Here is a 24381-nt window from a genome sequence, read left to right as displayed (position 1 = left end):
GCCGGGCGGTCTATCCATTTTCGGCAACCGCCGGTCGCGACCGGCAGACAGGCGCGGGGTATGGTCGCAGACTTCACGACGGCGACGATTTCCAGGCTGGACGGCAGCGATCCTGATTTAGCAGGATCAGCCGCAACGGTCCGACTCAGCCTCCTTGGCCCCGTCCGCGCCGAGGATCGTTACGGCCAGGAGATCCCGATTCGCGGGCGCAAGAGCCGCGCGCTGCTCGGCTATGTCGCCCTCGCGGGGGGGCGCGCCGTTCCCCGCTCGAAGCTGGCCGCCATGCTGTGGGACCGCGTTCCCGAAGAGCAGGCCCGCGCCAGTCTGCGACAGGCTCTCAAGGAACTCGCGAGCGTGCTGCCGGGCGGTCGCGGCGGGGTTCTTCAGGCCGATCACGATGGCGTTAGGGTTAATCCCGACGCCCTCCAGGTGGATGCCTGGGCCCTCGATAGCCCTCTCGTCACCGCAATGTCCGGTCCGCGCCCCGGCGAATTGATGGAGGGGCTGGAGGGCCTGAGCGAGAGCTTCGACGACTGGCTCCTGCCGGAGCGGCGGCACCTCGCCGCGCGCCGCCAGGCCGCGCAGGAGGCCCGACTCGAACAGCTCCTGAGCGAACCCGGCGGATCTCCCAGCGCGCTCGAGGCGGCTGAGGCCCTGCTCGCGGTCGATCCAGCGCATGAGGGGGCTTGGCGCGCCGTGATCCGGCTCACCGCCGAACGCGGCGACGGCGGCCGGGCCCTCCAGGCCTATGAGAGATGCCGGGAGACGCTCAAGCGCCTCCTCGACGTGGAGCCCTCGGCCGAGACGCGGGACCTCGCGGCCGGCCTCCGTGCCTCGCTTCAGGTGCCTGCCTCGGCCCGGACGACGGCGCCGAGCTGCCCCGCCCCCGCGACCGAGCTTCCGCCGTTGCCCGAGCCGGAGCACCGGTTGCGGGTCGGCGTTCTTCCCTTTTCCGCCGCCGGGGCAGGGGAGAGCGAGGACTTGGCCCGGGCGCACGCTGACGACGCGGCGCTGGAACTCGCCCGCTTCCGGCGCTTCGACATCATCGCGCCGCTCGCCTTGCGCGAGTTGCGGGACCATCCCTCCCGGACCGCCTGCGAGGCTTTCCGGCTGGATTACCTCGTGGATGGTGCCCTGCGCCGTGAGGGCGGAAACCGGCAGCTTCAAATGTCGCTGCTGGATGTGACGGAGCTCGCGCGGCCGCTCTGGAGCGGACGGGTCGCGCTGTCGCCGCACGGCGCCGAGGAGGTCGAGAGCACCGCGATCCGGGAACTGGTCGCGAAGCTCGATCCGGTGATCGTCCATGCGGCCGGGACGCGCCGCGGCGCCGCGTCGCGCTTCGACGCGACCTGTGCCGTGCTGCGCGCCATCCCGCTGCTCTACAGCCTGCAGCGCGACCGTTTCGAGCAGGCCGGGAAGCTGCTCGCCGGCGCTGTCGCGCGGGAGCCGGACAACGCGATGGCCGCGGCCTGGGCGGCCTGCTGGCATGTCTACCAGATCGGCCAGGGCTGGACCCCCGATCCCACCAGCGCGTTGCAGGAGGCGGAGCGCCTCGCCTCGCTCGCCATGCGGCTCGATCCCGAGAACGCCGAGGCGACCGGGATCTACGGCCATGTTTGCTCCTTCCTCCACAAAGACTTCGACTCCGCCGCCTACTACCTGGACCGCGGCCTGGAGATGAACCCGTACCAGGCCTCCGCCTGGGCCATGAGCGCGCCGACACACTGCTACGCCGGCAATCCGGAGGGCGCGCTGCAGCGCCTAGAACGCTATCGCAGCCTCGCGCCGGCCCATCCCTACGCGCAGGTCTTCGACCACATCTTCACGATGAGTCACACCTTCGCCGGCAACTTCGAGGAAGCGGTGAAGGTCGGGCGGCGCTCCGTCCGGGCCAGCCCCGGCTTTATCAACGGCTACAAGTCGCTTCTCTCGGCCATGGGGCATCTCGGCCAGAAGGAGGAGGCGAAGCCCTACCTCGATGAGCTGCTCCGGTTGGAACCGGGCTTCAACGTCCGGAACTTCGTTCGAGCCTACCCCTTCCGGCGCGCCGAGGATCGCGAGCGTTACGCCGAGGGGCTGCGGCTGGCCGGCGCGCCGAAGTTCTGATCGGGCCGGCGCGTCGCGCCGGTCACCTCCAAGTCTCTGAGACCAGCGTGGCCTTCGGCCGCGTGCGACAGCGCGCGCCTTGCAACCGGCGACGCGAAGGACGTCTCGCGACAGACGCGACAATTCTCAAGATTGGGCGCGACACACGCGACACTTCCTGATCGGGCACGGGATACGGTTGGGACTTCCCATCGGCCATAAAGGAGCATGGCCGCCGACGCCCGTATCGCTCCAGAACACGCTATTCGCCTGCTCTCCCTCGGTCTGGAGGAGATCGCGGCCGGCGTCGCCCTGTTCGATGCGGAGGGCCGCCGCATCCTCGGGAACGTGAAGCTCGGCGCCGTGCTGAACCTGCCCGGCGCGCTGTCCCAGGACGGCGTCGCCATCGCGGACCTCGTCCGGCATCAGGTCGCCCGCGGCGATTTCGGCCCGCCCCCCGCCGACCCCGAGGCGATGGAAGTCGCGATGACGAAGGCGATGGGACCCTTCGCCAATGGGCCGGGCGCCGCCACCTGGGTCACGCCCGACGGGCAGGCGATCGAGCTGAAGGTTCGTCGCGCCGCGGACGGCGGGTTCCTGGCGGTTTGGCGGGACGTGACCGCGGTTCGTCGGGACCAGGCCGCGCTGCGGGACGAGCGGGCCCGCACCCGTCACCTGCTCGAGAATATGACGGACGTCGTCATCCTCATGGATGCCGATGGCAAGATCCTGGAGAGCTCGCACAAGGGTGGGGAGCTGCTCGGTCTCCCGCCCGACATGCCCGTCCGCGGCATGCTGCACCAGGACATCCTCCGCCTGCTCTATCGCCGCGGGGACTATGGCTTCGACGTCCCGGAAGATGAGTTCGTCGCCCGCCGCCGCGCCGGCATCCTCGCGGCCGGTCGTCTCACTTTTTCCTCCCGCATGCCGGACGGGCGCTGGGTCGAGTACAATTTCCGCCCGCTGCCGGAAGGACAGCTCCTCATCATCATCCGCGACATCACCGCGCTGAAGGAATCGGCCGCGGCGGTGGAATCCGAGCGGAACCTGCTGCGCCACGTGCTCGACGGGCTGAAGGACGCCGTCGTCCTGATCGACGAACGCGGCGTCATCGTCGAGACGAACGGGCGCGCGGCCGGCCTGCTCGGCGTGCCGGATCACCTCGTCGCCCCCGGCGCCCATCATTCTGACCTGCTGCGCTGGCAGTATGAGCGGGGCGCCTTCGGCTTCGACCGCCCCGTCGAGGCCGTCATCGCGGAGCGCTGGAACCGCGGCATCGCGCCGGGCGGGGTGCATGAGATCCGCCCGCAGCCGGACGGGCGCTGGGTGGAGTACAACGTCCACCACCTCCCGGACCGCCGCTTCCTTATCGTCCTGCGCGACGTGACGGAGCTGAAGCAGTCTGCCGGCGCCATCGAGGCGGAGCGCAACCTTCTCCGCCGCGTGCTGGGCACGATGCAGGACTCCGTCGTCCTGCTGGACCGCGACGGCATCATCATCGAAAGCAACGACCGTGCCGCCGATCTCCTCGGCATGCCGGGCGAGCTGGTGCGGCGCGGCTCCTCGCACGACGACATCCTTCGCTGGCGCCATGCGCGCGGCGACTTCGGCGATCGTCCCGTGGAGCAGGTCATCGCGGAGCGGCGACGGGAGGTGACCGCCCCCTCCGGGTTGCGACAGATCCGCCGGATGCCGAACGGCAAGTGGGTGGACTTCTCCTTCCAGGCCCTACCGGAGGACCAGCTCCTCATCGTCTGCCGCGACATCACCGCCCTGAAGTCGGCCGCCGAGGAGGCCCTGGCCGCGAAGTCCGAGGCCGAGGCCGCCCGCGACGCCGCCGAGGCCGCCGCCCAGGCCAAGGCCACCTTCCTCGCGGCCATGAGCCACGAGATCCGAACGCCCATGAACGGCGTGCTCGGGATGATGGAGATCCTCGACCGGACCGGCCTCAACCCCGACCAGTCCCGCTCGGTGGCCGTGATGCGGGAGAGCGCGCAGTCCCTCCTGCGGATCATCGACGACATCCTCGACTTCTCGAAGATCGACGCGGGGCGAATGGAGATCGAAGCGCTTCCCTTCAGCCTCAACGGCCTCGTCGGCGGGGCGGTCGACACGCTCATGCCGCAGGCGAGCGGGAAGGGCCTCGCCCTCTTCGCCGATCCGCCGGGCAAGGGCCCGGACTGGGTGAATGGCGACCCCACCCGGGTGCGCCAGATCCTGTTCAACCTCCTCGGCAACGCGATCAAGTTCACCGAGCGCGGCTTCGTCCGCGTCATGACCGAGACCCGCCCGGAGCAGGACGGCAAGGTCGCCGTGATGATCGCGGTGGAGGATAGCGGCATCGGCATGGACGCCGAGTCCATGTCCCGCCTCTTCCGCCCCTTCGCCCAGGCCGATACCTCCACCACCCGCCGCTTCGGCGGCACGGGGCTCGGCCTCTCGATCGTGCGCCGCCTCGCCCAGCTCATGGGCGGTGACGCGAAGGCGGAGAGCGTGCCCGGCCGCGGCAGCCGCTTCACCGTCCTGCTGCGGCTGGACGCGGCCATGGCTCCGAACGCGAACCCGAATGGCGCGGCCAATGGCACCGCGCCCGCCCGCGGCCGCCGCGCCGACGCGGGCACCCCGCGCCTTCTCGTCGCCGACGACCATCCCGTGAACCGGGAGGTGCTGGAGCGCCAGCTCGCCCTGCTCGGGCTGGAGGCGGATCTCGCGGAGGACGGCGTCGCGGCCCTCGAATGCTGGCGCCGCCAGCGCCACAGCGTCGTGTTGCTGGACCTGCACATGCCGCGCATGGACGGGCTGGACCTCACCCGCGCCATCCGGCGGGAGGAGCAGGCGAACGGCCTCGTCCGGAGCGCGCTGATCGCGGTGACCGCGAACGCCCTGAAGGGCGAGGACGAGCGCTGCTACGCGGCCGGCATGGACGGGTTCCTGTCCAAGCCCGTGGCCCTGGACACGCTCGGACGCGTCCTCAGCCGCTGGATCCCGAGCCTCGCGACCGAGCGCACCCTCCGCGGCACCGGCGCCCTCTACGATCCCGAGGCGCTGCGGAGCCTCTTCGGCGCCGACCAGGCCCGGCTGAACGCCATCCTGGAGAGCTTCGCCGAAAGCGTCTCGGGCGAGGTCGCGGCCATCGCCAAGTCCACCGACTCCACCGAACTCGCCCATCTCGCGCACCGGCTGAAGGGTGCGGCCCGCATGGTCGGCGCCCGCCTCCTGGCCGAGCAGGCCGCGCAGGTCGAGGCCGCCGCGCGGCAGGGCGACGTGGCCGCTGCCCGGGCCGCCGCGGAGGGTATCGAGAGCCTCATGGGCCGCACGCTCGAGACGGCCCGGCAGGCGCATGGGGTGATGAGCTGACGAGGCCCCGGGGGAGGGAAGGCAGCCTCTCCTCCGGGCGACCGGAACCGGAGGAGCGCCCTCAATCCCCCGGCGGGACGAACATGTAGCCGATGCCGCGGACGCTCCGGATCGCCTCCGGCTTCGCCGGATCCGACTCCACCTTCCGGCGCAGCCGCATGATCCGGTTGTCGATGGCGCGGTCGAAGGCCTCCGCCTCCCGGTGCGCGGTCGATTCGAGCAGCCAATCGCGCGCGAGCGGCCGGTTCGGATTCTCGACAAAGATCTTCAGCAGGTCGAACTCGCTGGCGGCCAGCGCGTCCTCCGTCCCGTCGGCCAGCACTAGAACGCGGCGCTCCAGGTCCAGGCTCGCCGTGCCGACCCGGACCCGCGTCAGCAGGGGAGGGGGAGGGGCGGCCGGGGTGGAACGGCGGAGCAGCGCCTTGATCCGCGCCAACAGCTCCCGCGGCTCGAAGGGCTTGGTGATGTAGTCGTCGGCGCCGGATTCCAGCCCGACCACCCGGTCCACCGTCTCCCCGGCCGCCGTGAGCATGATGATGCCGATTCGCGAGGAGCGGCTGCGGAGGTAGCGGGCAAGCGCGAACCCGTCCTCCGGCTCCCCAAGATGAACGTCCAGCAGGGCGAGGTCGGGCAGATTCTGCTTCGTGATGCGCTTGAGGTCCGCGCCCGAGCCAACCGCCGTCGGGCGCAGGCCGTGCTGCGCCAGGTATTCGCAGACGATTTGCCGCTGCAGCGGCTCATCCTCGACCAGCACGATCCTGGGTGCCGCCATGACGGCCGAGTCCTCTCCATCACCCCCGAGGCCGCAAGGTGGGGGAAGCCGGGGATGGCGTCAAACGGAACGGTGCCTCCCCCGAACAGACCCCCGGTCCGGCCCGGCCGCCCGGGGCCCGGCGCCCGTCAGGCCGAGTAGAGATTCGGCTACGGCCGGCTCGGGTCGAAATGCCGCTTCAGCGGCGCCCCGTACCGCCCGTACTCCCGCTGGCGTTCCGGTATTCCGGCGGCGTAGCGCGTCACCCGCTGCAGGAAGCGCGTCTCGAACATGAAGGCCATCGTGCCCTCCAGCCGATGCGGCTGGAGCGGCGCGTTCGAAGCGCGCTCGAAGGCGTCCATGTCGGGCCCGTGCGGCAGCAGCGTGTTGTGCAGGGAGAAGCCGCCGGGCACGAAGCCGCCGCCCGTCTTCGCGTCATACTGGCCGTAGATCAGCCCCATGAACTCGCTCATGACGTTCATGTGGTACCAGGGCGGGCGAAAGGTGTTCTCCGCCACCAGCCAGCGGTCGGGGAAGATGACGAAGTCGATGTTCGCCGTCCCCGGCGTCTCGCTCGGCGCCGTCAGCACCGTGAAGATCGAGGGATCGGCGTGGTCGAACAGCACCGGCCCCACGGGCGAGTACTTCCGCAGGTCGTATTTGTACGGCGCGTAGTTCCCGTGCCACGCGACGACGTCCAGGGGTGAGTGCGCGAGCTCCGTCGCCCAGAGCGCGCCGCCCCACTTCACCACCATCCGCGTCGGCACGTCCCGGTCCTCATACGCGGCCTCAGGCGTCAGGAAGTCACGCGGGTTGGCCAGGCAGTTCGCGCCGATCGGCCCGCGCTCGGGCAGGGTCAGGGCGCCGCCGTAGTTCTCGCACAGATACCCGCGGGCCGCGCCGTCCGGCAGCTCCACCCGCAGCTTCACGCCGCGCTGGATCACCGCGATCTCGCCGGGCGCCACGTGAATGATGCCGAACTCCGTCCACAGGCGCAGCGCGCCCTGTTGCGGCACGATCAGCATCTCCGCATCCGCGTTGTAGAAGACCTCGTCCTCCATGGGCCGCGTCGCGAGATAAATCGAGGCCGCCATTCCCGCCTGCGCCCCGGCATCCCCGGCGGTGGTGATCGTCCGCACGCCCTGCAGGAAAGTCTGGCCCTCCGCCGGAAGCGGGATCGGGTCCCAGCGCATCGGCGCCGGCGGTACCTCCACCTCCGTGCAGGGCGCGCTGCGCCAGAGGCCCGGGTCGACCCGCTGGAAGTCTCCCCAATGCGCGACGGTCGGCCGGATGCGGTAGAGCCAGGACCGCTCATTCGTCGCCCGCGGCGCCGTGAAGGGACTGCCCGAGAGCTGCTCCGCATAGAGCCCGTAGGCCGGCTTCTGCGGCGAGTTCCGCCCGATCGGCAGCGCGCCGGGCAGCGCCTCGGTCTCGAACCCGTTGCCGAAGCCCGACATGTAGCCGGGGTGGAGCTGCGTCGCCCCGGCCGGGCGCGACGGGCGGACGGACACGTTCATGGCGATCGCTCCCGAAGGATCTTCCCTCTCCCCGCGACTTCTATATCGTCTCAGATGAGATGAAAAGGATGCCGCATGGACGGTCTGGGACCCGACGCCGACGCGCCGCTCATCCTCGGCGAATTCCTGCCCTATCGCCTCTCGGTGGCAGCGGAAGCCGTCTCCCGGCTCTTCGCCGCGCGCTACGAGGCCCGCTTCGGCCTTGCCATCCCGGAATGGCGGGTGATGGCCATCCTCGGCGAGGCCTCGCCCCGCTCGACCCAGGAGGTGATCCGCCGGACCGGGATGGACCGCGTGCGCGTCAGCCGCGCCGCCATTCGTCTGGCCGACAAGGGGCTGGTGGAGCGCCGGCCCCTGCCGGGCGATGCGCGCGCCCAGGCCCTGGCGCTGACGCGTCGGGGACGCCTGATCTACCGGCAGATCGTGCCGCTGGCGCGTGAGCTCCAATCCGGCCTTGCCGCCGCGCTCACGCCGGCCGAGCACGAGCAGCTCGATGCCATCCTCGGCAAGATCGGCGCGCGCGCGGCGGAGATCGCGGCCCTCAGCCCCGAACCTCCGCCGACCTGACCGGCGCGTTGCCCTCCAGCGCCCGCCACATCGCGACGTCCCGCTCCGCCGTCCAGATCTGCGGCCGGTCCAGCCCCTTCGCCTCGTCATAGGCGCGGGACACGTTGAAGGGCATGCAGTGCTCGAAGATCACCCAGTGCCCATATTTCGGCCGCATCTCCTGCATGGCCTCCGCATAGACTTCGCCCAGCGGCTTCCCCGCCGCGACGCCTCGCCTCGCGATCGCGAACAGGTCCGCGGTGAAGGACGCCGTCCCCCCGATCCCCTCCGCGATGTCGGCCGCGTTCAGCAGGCTGCGGCCCCGTCCCGGCACCATCGCCTCGGCGCCGAGCGCGCGCAGTGCCTCCAACGTGCCCGGCCAGTCCCCGAAATGCGCATCGCCGCAATAGGGCGTGGCCCCGAACTCCACCACATCTCCCGCGAAGGCCACCCGCTCCTTCGGCAACCAGACGACCGTGTCGCCGGCGGTATGCGACCGCCCGATCTGGATGATCTGCACCTCTCGCTTGCCCAGCCACAGCGTCATGCGCCGGTGGAAGGTGATGTCGGGCCAGGTGAGGCCTGGGATGCTCTCCCGGCCGCGAAACAGGCGGGGAAAGCGCCCGATCTCACTGTCCATGTCCTGCGCCCCGCGCTCCACGATCAGCTCGCGCGTCACGTCCGAGGCGATCACTTCCGCGCCCTCATACCCCGATGCCCCGAGCACCCGCACCGCGTGGTAGTGCGAGAGCACCACGTGCCGGATCGGCTTGTCCGTCACGGCGCGGATGCGGGCGATCACATCCCGCGCCATGATCGGCGTCGCCTGCGCGTCCACCACCAGGACGGAATCATCCCCGATCACCACGCCGGAATTCGGGTCCCCCTCCGCCGTGTAGCCGTAGAGCCCCGGCCCCAGCTCGTCGAAGGAGATCTGCTTCTCCGATAGGTCGTTCGTGCTCGCGAAGCCCGACATGGCTAATCCTTCCCTTCCTCGGCGATCCCGTCCCGCGCCTTGTCCACGGCCTGTCGCAGCAGGCCGAGATCCCCGATCTGATTGGCCAGGATCAGGATGAGCCGTGCGTTCACCATCTGGCTCTGCTCATCCGTTAGCCCGCGATGCGCCTCGATCAGCGCCTCATAGAAGGCATCGGGGTCGGCGAGATTCGCGTCCAGCGTCAGCGCGGTCATGCGGCCGCTCCCATCGCCCGATATATCGCGGCCCGCACGGCGCCAGCCTCGACCTGGCGCCACCGGGCGCAGACATGCCCGTCCGGGCGGAACAGGTACGCCGTGCCCGCCTGCCCGTCATAGCGCGCGGCGAGCAGCCCCTCTGGATCCTCCACGGCGCCGGGCGCGACAAGCACGACGCGCAGCCCATCCGGTAGGGCCGGCGGTGCCTCCGCCCCGAACACGACCAGCGTGAAGTCCGGCCCGATCTGTTGCAGGAACCACGCGTCACGCCCGCCCACCCGAACCGGCGCATCCGCCGCCGGAGCGCCCGGCACCATCGGCACGGCGAAGGCCTCCGCATCCGCCGTGTTCAGCGCCGAATCCCTCAGCACCGCAGGGACCGACAGCCGCCCGCTGTTCACCAGGCGCCGTGCAAAGCCGCAATCCCGCGCCAGGGACAGGGCCGCGTCGCGGAAGACCCGGCTCACCTCGCTCTTCGGCGTGATGAAATCCGTGCTGCGCGTCGAGGCGAGGATGTTCTCGTCCGCCGCTGCCACGCGCTCCGAATCGTAGCTGTCCAGCAGGGTCTCCTGCGCGTCCCCGCGCAGCACCAGCGACAGCTTCCAGGCGAGGTTCTCCGCATCCTGCACGCCGCTATTCGCCCCGCGCGCCCCGAAGGGCGAGACGCCGTGCGCCGCGTCCCCCGCGAACATCACGCGCCCGTGCCGGAACCGCTCCATGCGCTGGCAGGTGAAGGTGTAGACGGACACCCATTCCAGCTCGAAGGGCACGTCCTCCCCCAGCAGCGCCTGCACGCGCGGGATGACCCGCTCCGGCGCGCGCTCCGCCTCCGGGTCCGCATCCCAGCCGAGCTGAAAGTCGATCCGCCAGACATCGTCGGGCTGCCGGTGCAGCAGCACCGACTTGCCGGGGTGGAAGGGCGGATCGAACCAGAACCAGCGCTCGGCGGGGAAGGGGGCCTGCATCCGCACGTCGGCGATCAGGAAGCGATCCCGGAAACTCCGCCCCCGGCTCTCCAGCCCCATGGCCCGGCGGATCGGGCTGCGGCTGCCATCGGCCGCGACCAGCCAGGCGGCTCGCAGTCGATAGGCACCCTCCGGCGTCTCGACATCCAGCATCACGCCGTGGTCATCCGGAGCCACACCCGCCACGCGGTTCCGCCAGCGGATCTCGAGTTTCGGCAGCGCCGCCGCGCGCTCCAGCAGGAAGTGCTCGACATGATACTGCTGGATGTTCACGAAGGCCGGCCGGCGATGCCCCGCCTCCGGCAGCAGGTCGAAGGCGTAGAGAAGGCTGCTCCGGAAGAACACCTTCCCCGTGTTCCACCCCACCCCCTTGGAGGTGACGGCCTCACCGATCCCCAGCCGGTCGAAGATCTCCAGCGTCCGCTTCGCGAAGCAGATGGCCCGCGATCCCGTGGAGAGCCGGTCGTCATCGTCCAGCAGCAGCACCGGCACCCCGCGCTGCGCGAGGTCGATCGCCGCGGACAACCCCACCGGTCCCGCGCCTGCCACCACCACCGGATGCCGCGCGGGCAGCCTCGCATCCTGGTCGGGAGAGCGACGGTAGTCGAAGACGAGCGAACGCACGTCCATCACCCCGGCCCACCGTTCCCGTCCCCGCTGGAGCAGACGCTATCACCCGCGAATCCGCCGCCGCAAGGCGCCCGCCCTCACTGCCAGGCGCGGAGAACCTCCTCGGTCATCGCCGTCTCCACCTGCTGCCCGAAGCGCTCGCGGTAGAGCGTCAGCAGCGCATCATGCGTCGCGTCGCGGGAGGAGCAGAGCGCGTCCGTCGGCAGCACCACGCGATAGCCGCGATCCACCGCGCCCATGACGGCGCCCAGCACGCAGACATCCGTCTCCGCCCCGCTGATGACGAGGGTGTCGCAGCCCCGCGCCTGCAGCCTTCCGTGCAGGTCTCCCTGCAGCCAGGGGGAGTAGACGGTCTTGTCCAGCACCTCCGCCGGCGGCACGAGGCGCGCGAGCGGTGGCAGCAACTCCGTCATACCCGGTGCCAGGCGCTCCAGCGTCACGTCGCCCCAACGCTCATAATATCGCTTCCACGATCCCACGCCCTCGCCGGGGCGCTCCACCGGGATGAAACGCGTGAAGATCGTCCGGTCCGCCCGCGCCGACGCCAGCCGCTCCACCACCGGCAGCACCCGCTTCACCCAGGGCGCCTCCCACGGCCCCTCCGCGAAGAGCCGCTGCATGTCCACGCAGAGATGCACGCAGCCCTTGCCCAGCGGCCCGAATTCGAGGTGCCCTTCCTCCATCCCGTCCGTCCTCCCGCAGCACCGCGCAGAACGGCGCGACGCCGCGAGGGATGCAAGCTGGAGCGGCGGCTTTCAGCGCTCGGGCACGTTCTCCCGCAGTTCTGCCAGCCAGGCGCGCGCATTGCCGTCGGACGGCGCGCGCCAATCCCCGCGCGGCGAGAGCGAACCGCCCGCCGCCACCTTCGGCCCGTTCGGCAGCGCCGACCGCTTGAACTGCGCGAAGCCGAAGAAGCGCGACAGGAAGACCTCCAGCCAGTGCCGGATCTCGGCCAGGTCATAGGCCCGCCGCCGCGCCTCCGGATAGGCATGGGGCCAGTCGCCGCGCGCCACGTCGCCCCAGGCCCGCGTCGCCAGGAATGCGATCTTGGACGGCCGGAACCCGTAGCGCAGCGTGTAGAACAGATTGAAGTCCTGCAGCGCGTAGGGCCCGATCTTCCCCTCCGTGCTCTGCATCGCGCCGCCCGCATCCGCCGGGATCAGCTCCGGCGAGATCTCCTGCTCCACGATGTCGGTCAGGACCGCGGACACCTCCTCGTCGAACTGCTTCGACGACACGGCCCAGCGGATCAGGTGCTGGATGAGCGTCTTCGGCACGCCGCCATTGACGTTGTAGTGCGACATGTGGTCGCCCACGCCATAGGTGGCCCAGCCCAGCGCCAGCTCCGACAGGTCGCCCGTGCCGAGCACGAACCCGCCCTCGCGGTTGGCCGCACGGAAGAGGTAATCCGTCCGCAGCCCCGCCTGCACGTTCTCGAAGGTGATGTCGTAGACCGGCTCCCCCCGTCCGAAGGGATGACCGAGGTCCTTCAGCATCTGCGTCGCGGCGGGCCGGATATCCAGCTCCCGCGCGTCGATCCCGAGCGCGGCCATCAGCCGGTGCGCGTTGCCCTTCGTCCCCGCGCTCGTCCCGAAGCCGGGCATGGTGTAGCCGATGATGTCGGTGCGCGGCCGCCCCAGCCGGTCCATCGCCTTCGCCGCCACGATCAGCGCCTGGGTTGAATCCAGCCCGCCCGAGACGCCGATGACGAGCTTTCCGTTCCCCGTCGCCCGCCGCCGCTGCTCCAGCCCCGAGACCTGGATCGAATAGGCCTCGTAGCAATCCTGGTTCAGCCGCGCCTCGTTCGCCGGCACGAAGGGGAAGCGCTCCACCTCCCGCTCCAGACCGAGGTCGGTCATCGGCGGATCGAGCCGGAACGCGATCCGGCGGAAATCCATTCGCCCATAGGCCCGGCGATTGTCGTCGAAGGTTCCCTGGCGCGCCCGTTCCTGCCGCAGCAGGTCCAGGTCCACGTCGGCGACGACCATCTGCTGCCCGGCCGGGAAGCGCTCGCTCTCGGCCAGCGTCATCCCGTTCTCGAAGATCGAGACCTGCCCGTCCCAGGCGAGGTCCGTCGTGGATTCCCCCGCCCCGGCCGCCGCATAGATGTAGGCCGCGAGGCAGCGCGCCGACTGCGATCCGCAGAGCAACCGCCTCGTCTCCGCCTTGCCGATGGTGATGTTGCTCGCCGAGAGATTGGCGAGCACCAGAGCCCCCGCGAGCGCCCCCTCGTTGCTGGGCGGGGAGGGGACCCAGAGGTCCTCGCAGATCTCCGCATGGACGACGAGGTCGGGCAGGTCCTCCGCGGCGAAGAGCAGGTCCGGCCCGAACGGCACATCCTGCCCCGCCAGCCGGATCGTCCCGCCCTCGGTCCCCGCGCCGGAGGCGAAGTGCCGGTGCTCGTAGAACTCCCGGTAGTTCGGCAGGTGGATCTTCGGCACCACGCCCAGCACCCGCCCGCGGTGGATCGCGACCGCCGTGTTGTACACGCGGTTTCCGTGCCGCAGCGGCGCGCCGACGAACATCAGCGGCAGCAGCGCGGCGGATTCGGCGACGACCCGCTCCACCGCGCGTTCCACCGCATCCAGCAGCGTGTCCTGCAGCAGCAGGTCGTCGATCGCGTAGCCGGACAGGCCCAGTTCCGGGAACACCGCGACCGCGACGCCCTTCGCGTCACAGCGCCGGGCGGCCTCCAGCACCGCCTCCGCATTCGTCGCCGGATCGGCCAGGCTGCACAGCGTCGTGCAGGCCGCGACCCTCGCGAAGCCGTGCCGATAGAGGGCGTGAAAGCTCATGGCGTGCAGCGTATCCGTCCCATCCCGGCGCTGGCCAGCCGGCGCCGCGTCACGAACGCTCAACCGGGGGCGGGAAGGGCCCTCCAGCCCGCGCGGTCACGCCGGCTTGAACACCGGCATGGGCTGGCCGTCCTCAGCCGGCCGAAAGGCGAGCGTCACTGCCTGCCCGATCCGCAGCGCGTCCAGGTCGCAATCCACGATGTTCGTGAACACCCGTGGCCCCTCCTCCAGCTCCACATAGGCGACGGCGTGCGGCTCCTTTCCGCGCATGACGGTCAGGCTGTAGATCACCCCGCGCCCGCTCGCCTCCACCAACTCCACGTTGTTGGACAGGGTGAAGGGCGAGACGCCCCGCGGGTAGAAGAAGTGCTTCCCCGTATCCAGGCATTTGCCGATCAGGAAGCGCCCTTCCCGGGCCGCGTCGAAGAACGGCCGGTTGGTCGGGTCCACCGCCGGCGCCATCATCACGCGGCTGGAATCCATCGTCGCCATCTGCGTCACTCCCGCTCCAGCACGACCGTCGCCGATCCGTGCCGTGTGCCCAGCAGCCCGCCCGTGCCATGCGCCAGCGCCAGGGTGCAGCCCGGCACCTGCACCGCCGGGTGCGCCTCGCCCCGCAACTGCCGGACGGCCTCGATCACCTTCGTGATGCCGCCACGATTGGCCGGGTGGTTGTTGCAGAGCCCGCCGCCATCCGTGTTGAAGGGCAGCTTTCCCACGCCCGAGATCAGGTTCCCGTCGGCGACGAACTTCCCGCCCTGTCCCTTCTCGCAGAACCCCAGATCCTCCAGCTGCACCAGCACCGTGATGGTGAAGCTGTCATAGATGCTGGCGTATTGGATGTCGGCCGGTGTCACGCCCGCCTCCTCGAAGGCGATGGCCCCGGAGCGCCGCCCGCCCGAATAGGTCAGGTCGATATAGCCGCCAGCCTGGTGCTTGAGCGCCTCGCCCGCTCCGCGCAGCGTGACCACGGGTCGCTTGAGCGACCGCGCGATCTCCGGCCGCGTCACGATCAGCGCGCCGCCCCCGTCGCTCACCACGCAGCAATCCAGCCGGTGCAGCGGGTCCGCCACCATGGGGGAGGCGACCACCTCCTCCACCGTCACCACCTTCTTCAGCATGGCGTGCGGGTTGTGCTGCGCGTGGTGCGACGCCGCCACCTTGATCCAGGCGAGTTGCTCGGCCGTGGTCCCGAACTCGTACATGTGCCGCGCCGCCACCAGCGCGTAGGCGCCGACCGTGGTCCGCCCATAGGGCAGCTCGAAGGGATCGTCCGGGATATTCGCCCCAAAGCTCCGGGGCGCGGTTCCCTTCGCGCCCTCGGACCGCGGCCGCCCGGCCAGCGTCACCAGCGCCACGTCGCACTTCCCCGCCGCGATCGCCTGCGCCGCGTGCGAGACATGCAGGATGTAGGAGGACCCGCCGGTATCCGTGCTGTCCACGTGCCGCAGCCGGTCCAGCCCCATGTAGTCGGCCATGTTGTTGGCCCCGAGCCCCGGCGCGTCGCCCGCGCAGAAATACCCGTCCACGTCGTCCTTGCTCAGCCCCGCATCCGCCAGCGCGCCCGCCGCGCTCTCGGCGTGAAGCTGCGCCACGGACTGGCCCTCCGCCTTGCGCGTGGGGTGCTCGTAGATGCCCGCGATGCAGGCCTTGCCGCGTACCGTCATGGAATCGCCCACTCCCGTCCGGGCCAGAGTGCCGGCGAACGGGCGGGCCGGGAAGCCGGCCCTCCGGACCTCCCGGACGGTGCAGCTCTTCAGGCCCGCCGGCGGATGCGCCGGAGAGTCCCGCCGATCCGCGCGCGCCAGGCCGGCGACAGGCGCGCCGCCACCGCCTTCCTGAGCCGGACTCCCGCCACGAAGCCCGCCGCCAGCCGGGAGGCGGCCACCCGGTAGGAGATGGCTGTGCCGGAGCGGTTGCTCCAGATCCGCTTCTCCGGCTCGCTCCCGATGCGGAAGTCATAGGCCAGCCGGCGGTCGAAGGCCCAGCGCAGGCAATCCTCCTTCAGGAGCTGTCCCGGCGAGACCTTGCCGAGCGACTCGTCGTAGGACCCCATGAACCATTCCACGCGGGTCGCGTCGACGCTGCTCAGCTCCGCGGCGACGAGCCGCCCATCCAGCCGCAGCACGAAAGCCACCCGGTTCCCGGCCGGCCCGAACGCGACGAAGCCGGCCGTGAGGAAGCGCCGGTACTCCCGGGTGAAGATCCAGTCATTCGCGAGCCCGGTCTTCTCCATCCAGCGGCGCTTCTGCTCCAGCATCCAGTCGGCCACGGCGTCCAGCTCCGCCGGGTCGGTCACCACCTCGAAGCGGACATCGCCGAGTTCCTGGAACCGGCGGCGCTTCCGGCCCAGTCCGCTCCGGTGCGCACCGCTGATGCCCCGGTGATAATCCTCCCACCGCGCGATCCCGTCCCAGCTGACCCAGGGCGCCTCGTGCGTGAAGGTCAGGGCCGGCTCCCGCTGTGCCGCCAGCACGTCGTGGAGCGCCGATCCCCCCCTCACATTCGGCAGGTCGATCCAGTCGCAGCCGCAGCGGGCGCGGAGGAAAAGCCAGGCCGCCTCGATCCGCCGGTTGGCATCCGGCCCATCCTCCACGAGAACGCCGCTGTACTCGCTCGTCTCGGAATCCAGCGGCTGAAGGACGGACCAGGGCCCGTCCCGGCGGACCGCCATTGGCCAGATCAGCCCCACGCGCCCCTGACGCCGGCCCACGAGGCAGAAGACACGCCGCCCGCGCGGCTTCGCCACCATCTCCCAGCAGAGCCGCGTCCATTCGAATCGCTGACCGAGAAGGTGGCCGCGAGCACGCTCGCAGAGCGCCCTCCAGTCGGGCTCGAGCCGCAGGAGAAGGTCCGGATCTCGAATGATCTCATAGCTGTCGGCGGCCTCGGCCGGCACGGCCCGGTGGGCCAGGGGCTGCCCCCTGTCCCCCGAGCCCGGGCTGCGGACCCGTGCGGGCGGCTCGTCGATGAGGAGCTCTGTCCAGCGAATCTCTGACACCGTGACCTGCCGTTCCGTTTCTGTGGGCGCTCATTCTGGCGTCGCATATTCCTGCCACAGAATGTCTTTTTTTGGAAGAAAAGTTACGTTACTAAGATGTTCTGGCATTCCCGAAATCGGATGATTTCAGGACGCTGCGCCACCCGAAGCACAACCTGGACCTGCCGGACTTCCCCGAATTCGGCCCCGTCCGTCGGTGGACAGCCGAATTCCACACATGCGAAGTGCAGCGTCACCGCGTGGAAGGGCCCTCGATGGAACGGCTGGCCGGGATTCAGTACCTGCGCGCCCTCGCGGCTCTCGGCGTCGTCGTCTTCCACGTGGCGGAGCCCCTGGGTGCCAATCTTGAGATCGGCGGCGCGGGTGTGGACATCTTCTTCGTGATCAGCGGCTTCGTCATCTGGCACGTCCAAGCCGCGTCGCCCCGCCCGCCGGGCCTGTTCCTGCTCAACCGCGCCGTGCGGATCATCCCGACCTACTGGGTCGCGACGCTCTGCCTGCTTCTCCTCGCGGCGCTCGGACTGGTGCCGAGGATGGTGCTGAACCCCGAGCACATCCTCGCCTCCTTCCTCTTCCTCCCGGCGCCCTCGCCATCGGTGCCCGGCCTCACGCTGCCCTTCCTCGGGCAGGGATGGACCCTGAACTACGAGATGGCCTTCTACCTCCTCTTCGCGCTCACCATCCCGCTCGCCGCGCCGCGCCGCCTCGCGCTCCTCTCGGCCGTTCTCGTCGGCCTCGTCCTGGCCGGCTGGCTCGTGCGCCCGGACAGCGTGGCCGCCGTCTTCTACACCCGGCCCATCATCCTCGAATTCGTCGCGGGCATGATCATCGCCCGCCTCCACCAGGCGCGGCTGCTCGGGAACCCGCTGCTGGGTGTGACCCTCACCCTGGCCGGCATTCTCGGCCTCGGCCTACTCATGCCCCTCGGCGGCCAGCCCGGCACGATCGCCGCCGGCCTCGCCGCTGCCGCGCTCGTGGCGGGCGTCGTGGCGCTGGAGGTGGCCGGGCGGCTGCCGAACCTGCCCGGCCTGGGCCTGCTCGGCGACGCCTCCTACCCGATCTACATCTGGCACAGCTTCGTGTTGTCGGTGGCCTTCCGGATCGGAGACGTGCTGACGCTGCCACGGGGCCTGACCGCCGTGATTGCCGTGGTCGGAAGCGCCGCCGCCGGGGTCGTCCTCTACTGCGCGATGGAGCGGCCGATCGGGCGCCTCTACCGACGGGTGCTGAACTCGGCCCATCCGCCGAAGGCGCAGACCTCTCCCGCCACCTGACCGGATCGCCCCGCTCCGGCGGTCCCGGTCTCCGCGCGCCCTCGCCGGGGGGCGGCCACTGCGGACCGCAATCTACCGGGGATGCGGCCCGACCCGGGCCATCAGGCCCCGGACCGGCTGGCCCGGAAGCGGCGGATCCAGCCGAAGCGCGGGAGACGGCAACGACACCGGCGGCCGCTCGGCCTCCGATTCCTCCACCAGCGCCATGGTGCCGAGCATCCAGAGCGCGAGTTGCAGATCGAGCAGCAGCAGCGTGGACTCGTTGTTGCTCAGGGTCGCCTGCACGGCGAGAAAGTTCAGCATCCAGAGCGCCAGGACGCGCCGCGGGCCGCGCAGGGCCCGCAACACACGCACCAGCGTCACCGACACCATCGTCAGCAGCAGCGCCATTCCCAGCCAGCCGAGCTGAAGCATCACGTCGAGATAGCCGCTATGCGCGTTCGGCACCTTCCAGTTCACCGTTCGCTGGATCGCCAGGACCCGGTAGGTGTCGCTCACCCAGAAGGCGGAATACCCGTAGCCCAGCAGCGGCCGCCGGCTGATCGCCACGCGGATCTCATCCCAGATGTAGGTCCGTCCGGTCAGGGAGGCGTCCTTCCCCAGGATCTCCAGGAGGTCCGAGACGCTCACCGTCGTCAGGAGCGGCAGGGCCGCGAGCGCCGCTGCCACGCCCAGCACCACCGCCGCGGCCCGCCAGCGCCCGCCCCGCTCGAACCAGAGCAGCGCCAGCGTCACGCCAAAGGTCAGGTTCGTCAGCAGGAAGGAGGTGGTCGAGCGCGACAGCACCAGGGCGACAAGGATGAAGCCGACCAGCAGCATATCCGTCCAAAGCCAGGCCCCGCGCCGCAACACGAGGTAGGAGAGCGCCAGCGCCGCGCCCAGCAGCGCCATGCCCTGCGCGTTCTTCTGGTAGTACAGGCCGCGGACGGCGTTGCTGTAATCGCCGACGTCGAAGCCCGCCGATGGCCGCAGGACGGCCAGGACCCAACCCGCCGCCGCGGTCAGGACGAGCGTCAGCAGCACCAGCCGCATGAAGCGGTCGAGGCTGTAGGACGCGGCGACGGACAGGACATACAGGACGAGCGCCAGCCCGCTGACCGAGCGCCGGAGCGTGGCGGCCGGCACCTCGGACCAGAGAGCGGAGGCGGCGATCACCACCAGCATGAGGATCAGCGGCCAGCCGCGCGCGGCCGCCGCCAGGCACCGGGCCGGTTGCCGCGCCACGAAGAGCAGGCCGCCCAGCAGCAGAGCGAACTGCACCATCGTGCTGAGCGGGTTCACCGCCCCGATCTCGACATCGGTCGTGCCGCTGATGTCGAAGGACGCCGAGGAGTAGTTGAAGATCCCCAGCATCACGTAGCCGACCTGCAGCCGGTCCAGCAGGCGGGCGCCAAGTCCCGCCCCGCCGCCCGCCGGCTCCGCCGCCGGCGAGGGCACGCCCGCGCGCCCGGCCAGGATCCGTCCCCGTGCCATGCCGGGCATCGCCCCCGGCCCCGTCCCGGCCATGGGGGGCATCATGCGGAAGCCGGTCCCGGCATGTCCGGGCGCTTCCCGCCGCGGCGGAGCAGCCGCACGAGCAGGGCGGTCAGCGCCGCCTGCCCGGCGACCAGCGCGAGCAGCCCGCCCATTCCCCCGCCCCACCAGATCGCGGGCACAGCGACGATCAGCATCGGGATGGCCGTATAGAGGCTGAGCAGCGTGAGCGAGCGGAAATCGCCCTCCACCTGCACCTGCGCCGAGAGGATGAGGTTCACCGCCTGCACCGTCACCACCGCCGCCCAGGCGAGCACCAGCGCCCCCACGTGCTCGTACTTCCCCCGCAGCACGAGCGCGAGCAGCAGGTCCCAGGAGACGAAAAGGGCCGCGAGGTACACGACCGTCAGCAGCAGGAGAAAGAGCAGCGCCCCGGCCGCCAGCCGCCGCAGGGCTCCCTGCCGGCCCTCGGCGAACAGCTTCGCCATCATCGGCAGCATGCCCCGGTTCATCCCGATGAGGACCATGCCGATCGGGGAGATCAGCATCCGCCCCGCATTCACCTCCGCCACCGCCTCCACGCTGGTCAGCCACGCCAGAAGATAGAGATGGGCCGAGTTCTGCAGGCTGCCCACAGCGACCCCGCCCATCGCCCAGCGCCCCTGCTCCCACACGGAGCGCACCGCCTGGACCACCCGCGCCGGCCCCACCGCGACCAAACCGCTGCGGATCAGCCCCAGCAGCGCGACGACCCCGCAGGCCAGCCCGTACCCGCCGAGCGCGGCGAGATGCGCCGCCGCCCCCTGCATGATGAACAGCCCGGTCAGGCCCGCCCAGGCGGCGGCGTGCAGCGCACTCAGCCCCAGCGCGACCAGCCCCTGCTGCACCAGGAAGCGATGGGTGCGGACAAGCCCCTGCGCCATCGCGAGGGGACAGCAGAGAAGGGCCAGCGCCCAGGCCTGCTGCTCCGGGGAACCGCCCAGCGCGACCTCCCCGCCGGCCAGCGCCAGGGCGAAGACGACGCCGCAGAGCAGGAGGGAGAGCACCGCCTGCCCTTCGAACAGCGCCCCGGCATAGGCCGCCCGCTCCTCTGCGGCGACCTTGTAGTAGGACACCGTCATCGGCATGCCGAAGAGCGAGGAGGAGAAGCTCGTCGCCACGACGATCGCGGTATAGGCCAGCCCATAGAGGCCGAACTCCGCCTTCGTCCCGTAGCGCAGCACGAGAAGCCCGACCGCGAGGTTCGCGAGGCTGACCAGCACCTGATCGAGCAGGCCGGCCGCCGCGCCCACGGCCGTGGGCGACAGGAGCCGGCTCCTCAGCGCGGACAGGGACTCCGAACGGGAGAGGGACACGGGCCTAGCCGCAAGGCGTGGAAGGGGGGGCCGCCGCCAGCGCTTCCATCCCAGGGGTGATCACCATCGCGCAGCGCTCCGCCGTCCGACCCCGCCCGGGGCGCATCCGCGGCGCCATGCCGCGGGGCCCGCCCTGCGGAGGACCATCCCCACCCGTCCGGCGCCTCGCGGCCATTGGCGGCCTCTGTATCCCATCCGGGCCCCAGGCGGTATACGGCCTGCGGCCGCGGGGCCGCGCGGCCCCGTGCCGCCGCCCCGTCCGCCAGAGCCGGTCCGCCCGCCGCGGAGCCACCCCACCGGAGGACAGGTTTGCGACCCAGACCGCCGATCCCAGCACATCGCCCCGATGCGGCCCGGCCGACTCCCGGCCGGCCCCGGCACGGAACCCCGCGGGGATGAGCCTGCCCGGCGTCCTCGTCGTCTCCACCCAGCCCTGGAGCTTCGCCGCCCGCCTCGCGCGCGCGCTTGGCGCGGCCGGGTTCCTCGTGCACGGCGCCTGCCCGGCCGGCTCCCTCCTCGCCCGCAGCGCGGCGCCCTCCGCCTGGCACCGCCTCCGCCACTGGCGGCTGGCCGAGGACCTCGCCGCGGCGCTCCGCCAGGCCCGGCCCGACCTCGTGGTGCCCTGCGACGATCGTTCGGCGGGCCTCCTCGCCGAACTGCACGCACAGCCCGACCTCGCCCCCCTGATCCGGGCCTCGCTCGGCGATCCGGCGGCCTACCCTGTCCTCGGCAGCAAGAGCGCGCAGGTCGCCCTCGCGGCGGAGCTCGGCCTGCCGGTTCCCGCCTCCTTCCCGGTGGCCAGCCGCGCCGAGCTGGATTCCGCCCTCGCCGCCGCCCCACCGCCCCGCGTGCTGAAGTCGGACGGCACCTGGGGCGGGGCCGGGGTCGCCGTGATCCGCCGGGCGGAGGATGCCGGCGCCGCCTGGGACCGGATCATGCGCCGCCCGGGCCTCGCCGAGGCCGGAAAGCTCGCCTTGCGGGAGCGCAGCCTCCGCCCCGTCATGGAGCACCGCCGCTGGCGCCCGACCGTGCCCGACCTCCAGGCCTTCGTCCCCGGGCGCGCGGCGAACCGGGCTGTCGTCTGCCACGAGGGCCGCGTCCTCGCCGGGCTGAGCGTCGAGGTGCTGGAGATGAACTACCCCAATGGCCCGGCCAGCGTCGTCCGCGTGATCGACCGCCCCGACATGGCCCGCACCGCCGAGGCGATGGCGGAGCGGCTTGGCCTCACCGGCTTCGTCGGCTTCGATTTCGTGATCGAGGAAGGCGGCCAGGCGCTGATGATCGAGATGAACCCGCGCGCCACCCCGATCTGCCACCTCGCCGCGCGGGACGGCGGGGTGGGGCTGGCGTCCGCGCTCATGGCCGCGGCCGGCGTCCGTCCCGAGGAGCCCGCGCTGCCCGCGACGGGTGAGGAGATCGCCCTCTTCCCCGGCGAGTGGAGCCGCGATCCCGAGAGCCCCTGGCTCCGGCGGGTCCGCCACGACGTCCCCTGGGAGGATCCGCCGCTGCTGCGCGCCTACCTCGCCGACGCCGCCTGGATCGAGCGCTATGAGCGCATGAGGGGCCGCGTCCGCCGCGCGCTGCACCGGTAACGGCCGCCCCGCACGCCTGACCGGCCGGTCTTGCAAGCGCGGACCCGAAGGGGAAACACCCCGCCCGAGCCGCAGCCGTCACATCACCACCGGCCCAGCCGCCGGACCGGACAAGGGAGACAGGATGACCCGAGGCCCCGCGCTGCCGCCGCATGCCGATCCGGGGAAGGACACCGCGCCGGACCGGCCCGCCGCGATGCGACGCCGGGAGCTGGCCGGCCTCGCCGCCGCGGTCACCGGAGCGTCGCTCCTCCCACCCGGACCCGCCCGCGCCGAGGGGGAGCTCTGGATCACCGCCCAGGGCGCCCGGCTGCGGGACGAGGCGGGCCGCCCCGTCCTCCTGCGCTCGGCCGCCTGGTACGGCTTCGAGGCGCGGCCCTGGCCCTCCGGCCTGCGGCAGCGCTCCTACCGCACGCGCCGGATCACGGTGGACGGCCGCAGCTTCGAGCAGAAGGGCGTGCTGGAGGACATCCGCGACCTCGGCTTCGACTCCATCCGGATGTCGATCTGCCAGGACATCGCGAATCCCGCCTGGTCGGTGCCGCCGGACAGCGACCGGGTGGACGCCCGCTACAACCCGGACTTCGTGGACCCGCGCACGGGCCGCCCGGTGCCGGCCCTGACGATGCTGACGCGCATCGCCGAGCACTGCCGGACCCTCGGCCTGCGCATGATCCTCGACATGCACTGCGCCGAGGCGAACACGAGCAACGTCCACGGCAACACCGGCCTCTGGTACACGACCGAGTTCCCCGACAGCCCGCCCGGCTCCCCGCACTTCACCGGGCGCTCCTCCGGCGATCCCGGCGGCGGCCCCGGGCGCAACGAGGCGCAGTTCTTCGCTGCCTGGAAGGCCCTGGCGCAGCATTTCCGGAACAACTCGGCGGTCTGCGCCTTCGATCTCGTGAACGAGCCCTACTGGGGCGTCTGGGAATCCGGCGCGGCGCGTCCGGCCCACAACCTCCGCTCCATGTATGAGCGCCTCGGCAACGAGCTGCACGCGATCAACCCGAACCTCTTCCTCTGGCTCGAGGGCCCGGCGGATGCCGGCTTCAACCCCCTCACGCGCCGGGTGGAACTCTACTACGGCACGCCGCGCTACGAGAGCCTGACCGATCTCGGCCAGCCCCATTGGGGTTCGGGCTGGTCCTCGAACCTCCGCCTCGCCGGGGGCGACCCGCCGCGGCTGCGAATCCCGAACAAGCACGGCTACTCCCCGCACGAGTACGGCGTCAGCTCCGGGCTGCATGTCTTCAACGACCGGCGCCGCACGTCCGGCGGCCGCACGAAGCCGCTCGCGGAGACGCTGCCGCTCGTCTGGACGGAGCAATGGGGCTACCTCGCGGACCGCGACATCGCGCCGATCTGGATCGGGGAATGGGCCCCGACCCTGGACACGCCGCCCGGCGGGGTCTCCCGCCTCGTCCATCCGGCGGACCGGATCTGGCTGGAAACGCTCGGCACCTATCTCCGCGCCCGCCATGCCGGCCACAGCTACTATTCCCTGAACGCCGACAACGGCGACAACCCACGCAATGGCTGGTTCCGCGGGCACGACTGGATTGGGTGGACGGCGACCATGCCGGGCCGCCGGGAACTCCTCGCCGCGATGTACCGCTGACCTGGGGCAGGGCCCGGCTCGGGCGTCCTGATGCGGCGGCCGGCGGAATGTGGTGCCGCGATCCCGCAGCGGCGTGACCGGGCCCGGTCCATTCGGCGCCGGCGGCGATCGTGCCATACCCTGCCAGCCTCGGCATGACCGCGGCCGATTCCGGCTCCCACCCAGCCCCGGGGGCCGGGCCGGCCACAGCGCGCCGGCGGGCGATACAGGGGCTGGCGCTGGGTC

The 24381-nt window shown here is 71.3% G+C and carries 18 protein-coding genes; 6 read left to right on the top strand and 12 right to left on the bottom strand.

Going from position 1 to position 24381, the window contains the following annotated elements; genetic code table 11:
• Positions 1 to 60: 60 nt before the first annotated feature.
• On the top strand, positions 61 to 2106 hold the full coding sequence (locus ACP6CK_RS08560) for a BTAD domain-containing putative transcriptional regulator (RefSeq protein ID WP_426958461.1): 2046 nt from the start codon (positions 61 to 63) through the stop codon (positions 2104 to 2106).
• A gap of 207 nt (positions 2107 to 2313) precedes the next feature.
• On the top strand, positions 2314 to 5442 hold the full coding sequence (locus ACP6CK_RS08555) for a PAS-domain containing protein (RefSeq protein WP_426958460.1): 3129 nt from the start codon (positions 2314 to 2316) through the stop codon (positions 5440 to 5442).
• A 61-nt stretch (positions 5443 to 5503) separates the two neighbouring features.
• On the opposite strand, the gene ACP6CK_RS08550 is transcribed toward ACP6CK_RS08555, so the two are convergent.
• Positions 5504 to 6214, bottom strand: a complete 711-nt coding sequence (locus ACP6CK_RS08550) for a response regulator (RefSeq protein WP_426958459.1) — start codon at positions 6212 to 6214, stop codon at positions 5504 to 5506.
• 149 nt (positions 6215 to 6363) lie between these two features.
• Positions 6364 to 7710 carry a homogentisate 1,2-dioxygenase gene (gene hmgA / locus ACP6CK_RS08545; RefSeq protein ID WP_426958458.1) on the bottom strand — a complete coding sequence of 449 codons (1347 nt, stop codon included), beginning with the start codon at positions 7708 to 7710 and terminating at the stop codon, positions 6364 to 6366.
• Positions 7711 to 7785: 75 nt separating this feature from the next.
• Here hmgA and ACP6CK_RS08540 point away from each other — a divergent pair, with 75 nt between their 5' ends.
• Positions 7786 to 8277: a MarR family winged helix-turn-helix transcriptional regulator gene (locus tag ACP6CK_RS08540; protein WP_426958457.1), complete on the top strand. Its 492-nt coding sequence runs from the start codon at positions 7786 to 7788 to the stop codon at positions 8275 to 8277.
• Here ACP6CK_RS08540 and ACP6CK_RS08535 read toward each other — a convergent pair.
• The 8 genes from ACP6CK_RS08535 to ACP6CK_RS08500 all read right to left on the bottom strand — a co-directional run bounded on the left by ACP6CK_RS08535 (position 8252) and on the right by ACP6CK_RS08500 (position 16841).
• Positions 8252 to 9232, bottom strand: coding sequence for an MBL fold metallo-hydrolase (locus ACP6CK_RS08535; RefSeq protein WP_426958456.1), 981 nt, complete (start codon positions 9230 to 9232; stop codon positions 8252 to 8254). The two genes, ACP6CK_RS08540 and ACP6CK_RS08535, sit on opposite strands and share 26 nt — an antisense overlap.
• Before the next feature lie 2 nt (positions 9233 to 9234).
• On the bottom strand, positions 9235 to 9447 hold the full coding sequence (locus tag ACP6CK_RS08530) for a DUF2783 domain-containing protein (protein WP_426958455.1): 213 nt from the start codon (positions 9445 to 9447) through the stop codon (positions 9235 to 9237).
• Entirely contained in the window at positions 9444 to 11045 is a 1602-nt protein-coding gene (locus ACP6CK_RS08525) for an FAD-dependent oxidoreductase (RefSeq protein ID WP_426958454.1), read from the bottom strand. The genes ACP6CK_RS08530 and ACP6CK_RS08525 overlap by 4 nt, the downstream gene beginning before the upstream one ends.
• 77 nt (positions 11046 to 11122) lie before the next feature.
• Positions 11123 to 11728 carry a cysteine hydrolase family protein gene (locus ACP6CK_RS08520; RefSeq protein WP_426958453.1) on the bottom strand — a complete coding sequence of 202 codons (606 nt, stop codon included), beginning with the start codon at positions 11726 to 11728 and terminating at the stop codon, positions 11123 to 11125.
• 72 nt (positions 11729 to 11800) lie between these two features.
• Positions 11801 to 13840 carry an NAD(+) synthase gene (locus tag ACP6CK_RS08515; protein WP_426958452.1) on the bottom strand — a complete coding sequence of 680 codons (2040 nt, stop codon included), beginning with the start codon at positions 13838 to 13840 and terminating at the stop codon, positions 11801 to 11803.
• A 96-nt stretch (positions 13841 to 13936) separates the two neighbouring features.
• Positions 13937 to 14332 carry a Zn-ribbon domain-containing OB-fold protein gene (locus ACP6CK_RS08510; RefSeq protein ID WP_426958451.1) on the bottom strand — a complete coding sequence of 132 codons (396 nt, stop codon included), beginning with the start codon at positions 14330 to 14332 and terminating at the stop codon, positions 13937 to 13939.
• A gap of 5 nt (positions 14333 to 14337) precedes the next feature.
• Positions 14338 to 15507, bottom strand: coding sequence for a thiolase domain-containing protein (locus ACP6CK_RS08505; RefSeq protein WP_426958450.1), 1170 nt, complete (start codon positions 15505 to 15507; stop codon positions 14338 to 14340).
• An 89-nt stretch (positions 15508 to 15596) separates the two neighbouring features.
• Positions 15597 to 16841, bottom strand: coding sequence for a GNAT family N-acetyltransferase (locus tag ACP6CK_RS08500; protein WP_426958449.1), 1245 nt, complete (start codon positions 16839 to 16841; stop codon positions 15597 to 15599).
• Positions 16842 to 17095: 254 nt separating this feature from the next.
• On the opposite strand from ACP6CK_RS08500, the gene ACP6CK_RS08495 reads away from it, so the two are divergent.
• Positions 17096 to 18115, top strand: a complete 1020-nt coding sequence (locus ACP6CK_RS08495; RefSeq protein ID WP_426958448.1) for an acyltransferase family protein — start codon at positions 17096 to 17098, stop codon at positions 18113 to 18115.
• Between the two features lie 72 nt (positions 18116 to 18187).
• Here ACP6CK_RS08495 and ACP6CK_RS08490 read toward each other — a convergent pair whose 3' ends face one another.
• A complete protein-coding gene (locus ACP6CK_RS08490) occupies positions 18188 to 19621 on the bottom strand; it encodes an O-antigen ligase family protein (RefSeq protein ID WP_426958447.1) in 1434 nt (477 codons plus the stop codon).
• 8 nt (positions 19622 to 19629) lie between these two features.
• Complete coding sequence (locus ACP6CK_RS08485; RefSeq protein WP_426958446.1) at positions 19630 to 20943, bottom strand: lipopolysaccharide biosynthesis protein; 1314 nt, start codon at positions 20941 to 20943, stop codon at positions 19630 to 19632.
• 395 nt (positions 20944 to 21338) lie between these two features.
• Between ACP6CK_RS08485 and ACP6CK_RS08480 the strand changes: the two genes are divergently transcribed.
• Both ACP6CK_RS08480 and ACP6CK_RS08475 read left to right on the top strand, forming a co-directional pair.
• Positions 21339 to 22535 (top strand): ATP-grasp domain-containing protein, encoded by a 1197-nt coding sequence (locus ACP6CK_RS08480; RefSeq protein WP_426958445.1) that lies wholly within the window; start codon positions 21339 to 21341, stop codon positions 22533 to 22535.
• A gap of 124 nt (positions 22536 to 22659) precedes the next feature.
• Entirely contained in the window at positions 22660 to 24156 is a 1497-nt protein-coding gene (locus tag ACP6CK_RS08475; protein ID WP_426958444.1) for a glycoside hydrolase family 5 protein, read from the top strand.
• The last annotated feature ends 225 nt before the right edge of the window (positions 24157 to 24381 follow it).

This window comes from Muricoccus radiodurans (assembly GCF_050154705.1).
GTDB lineage: Bacteria > Pseudomonadota > Alphaproteobacteria > Acetobacterales > Acetobacteraceae > Roseomonas > Roseomonas radiodurans.
This window is presented reverse-complemented; position numbering and strand designations above follow the sequence as displayed.

Coding starts and splice junctions, on each gene's coding strand:
- ACP6CK_RS08475 (WP_426958444.1), top strand. CDS start 22,660: ATGACCCGAGGCCCCGCGCTGCCGCCGCATGCCGATCCGGGGAAGGAC.
- ACP6CK_RS08515 (WP_426958452.1), bottom strand. CDS start 13,840: ATGAGCTTTCACGCCCTCTATCGGCACGGCTTCGCGAGGGTCGCGGCC.
- ACP6CK_RS08535 (WP_426958456.1), bottom strand. CDS start 9,232: ATGTCGGGCTTCGCGAGCACGAACGACCTATCGGAGAAGCAGATCTCC.
- ACP6CK_RS08560 (WP_426958461.1), top strand. CDS start 61: ATGGTCGCAGACTTCACGACGGCGACGATTTCCAGGCTGGACGGCAGC.
- ACP6CK_RS08480 (WP_426958445.1), top strand. CDS start 21,339: ATGAGCCTGCCCGGCGTCCTCGTCGTCTCCACCCAGCCCTGGAGCTTC.
- ACP6CK_RS08490 (WP_426958447.1), bottom strand. CDS start 19,621: ATGGCCGGGACGGGGCCGGGGGCGATGCCCGGCATGGCACGGGGACGG.
- ACP6CK_RS08555 (WP_426958460.1), top strand. CDS start 2,314: ATGGCCGCCGACGCCCGTATCGCTCCAGAACACGCTATTCGCCTGCTC.
- ACP6CK_RS08505 (WP_426958450.1), bottom strand. CDS start 15,507: ATGACGGTACGCGGCAAGGCCTGCATCGCGGGCATCTACGAGCACCCC.
- ACP6CK_RS08525 (WP_426958454.1), bottom strand. CDS start 11,045: ATGGACGTGCGTTCGCTCGTCTTCGACTACCGTCGCTCTCCCGACCAG.
- ACP6CK_RS08495 (WP_426958448.1), top strand. CDS start 17,096: ATGGAACGGCTGGCCGGGATTCAGTACCTGCGCGCCCTCGCGGCTCTC.
- ACP6CK_RS08540 (WP_426958457.1), top strand. CDS start 7,786: ATGGACGGTCTGGGACCCGACGCCGACGCGCCGCTCATCCTCGGCGAA.
- ACP6CK_RS08510 (WP_426958451.1), bottom strand. CDS start 14,332: ATGGCGACGATGGATTCCAGCCGCGTGATGATGGCGCCGGCGGTGGAC.
- ACP6CK_RS08530 (WP_426958455.1), bottom strand. CDS start 9,447: ATGACCGCGCTGACGCTGGACGCGAATCTCGCCGACCCCGATGCCTTC.
- ACP6CK_RS08520 (WP_426958453.1), bottom strand. CDS start 11,728: ATGGAGGAAGGGCACCTCGAATTCGGGCCGCTGGGCAAGGGCTGCGTG.
- hmgA (WP_426958458.1), bottom strand. CDS start 7,710: ATGAACGTGTCCGTCCGCCCGTCGCGCCCGGCCGGGGCGACGCAGCTC.
- ACP6CK_RS08550 (WP_426958459.1), bottom strand. CDS start 6,214: ATGGCGGCACCCAGGATCGTGCTGGTCGAGGATGAGCCGCTGCAGCGG.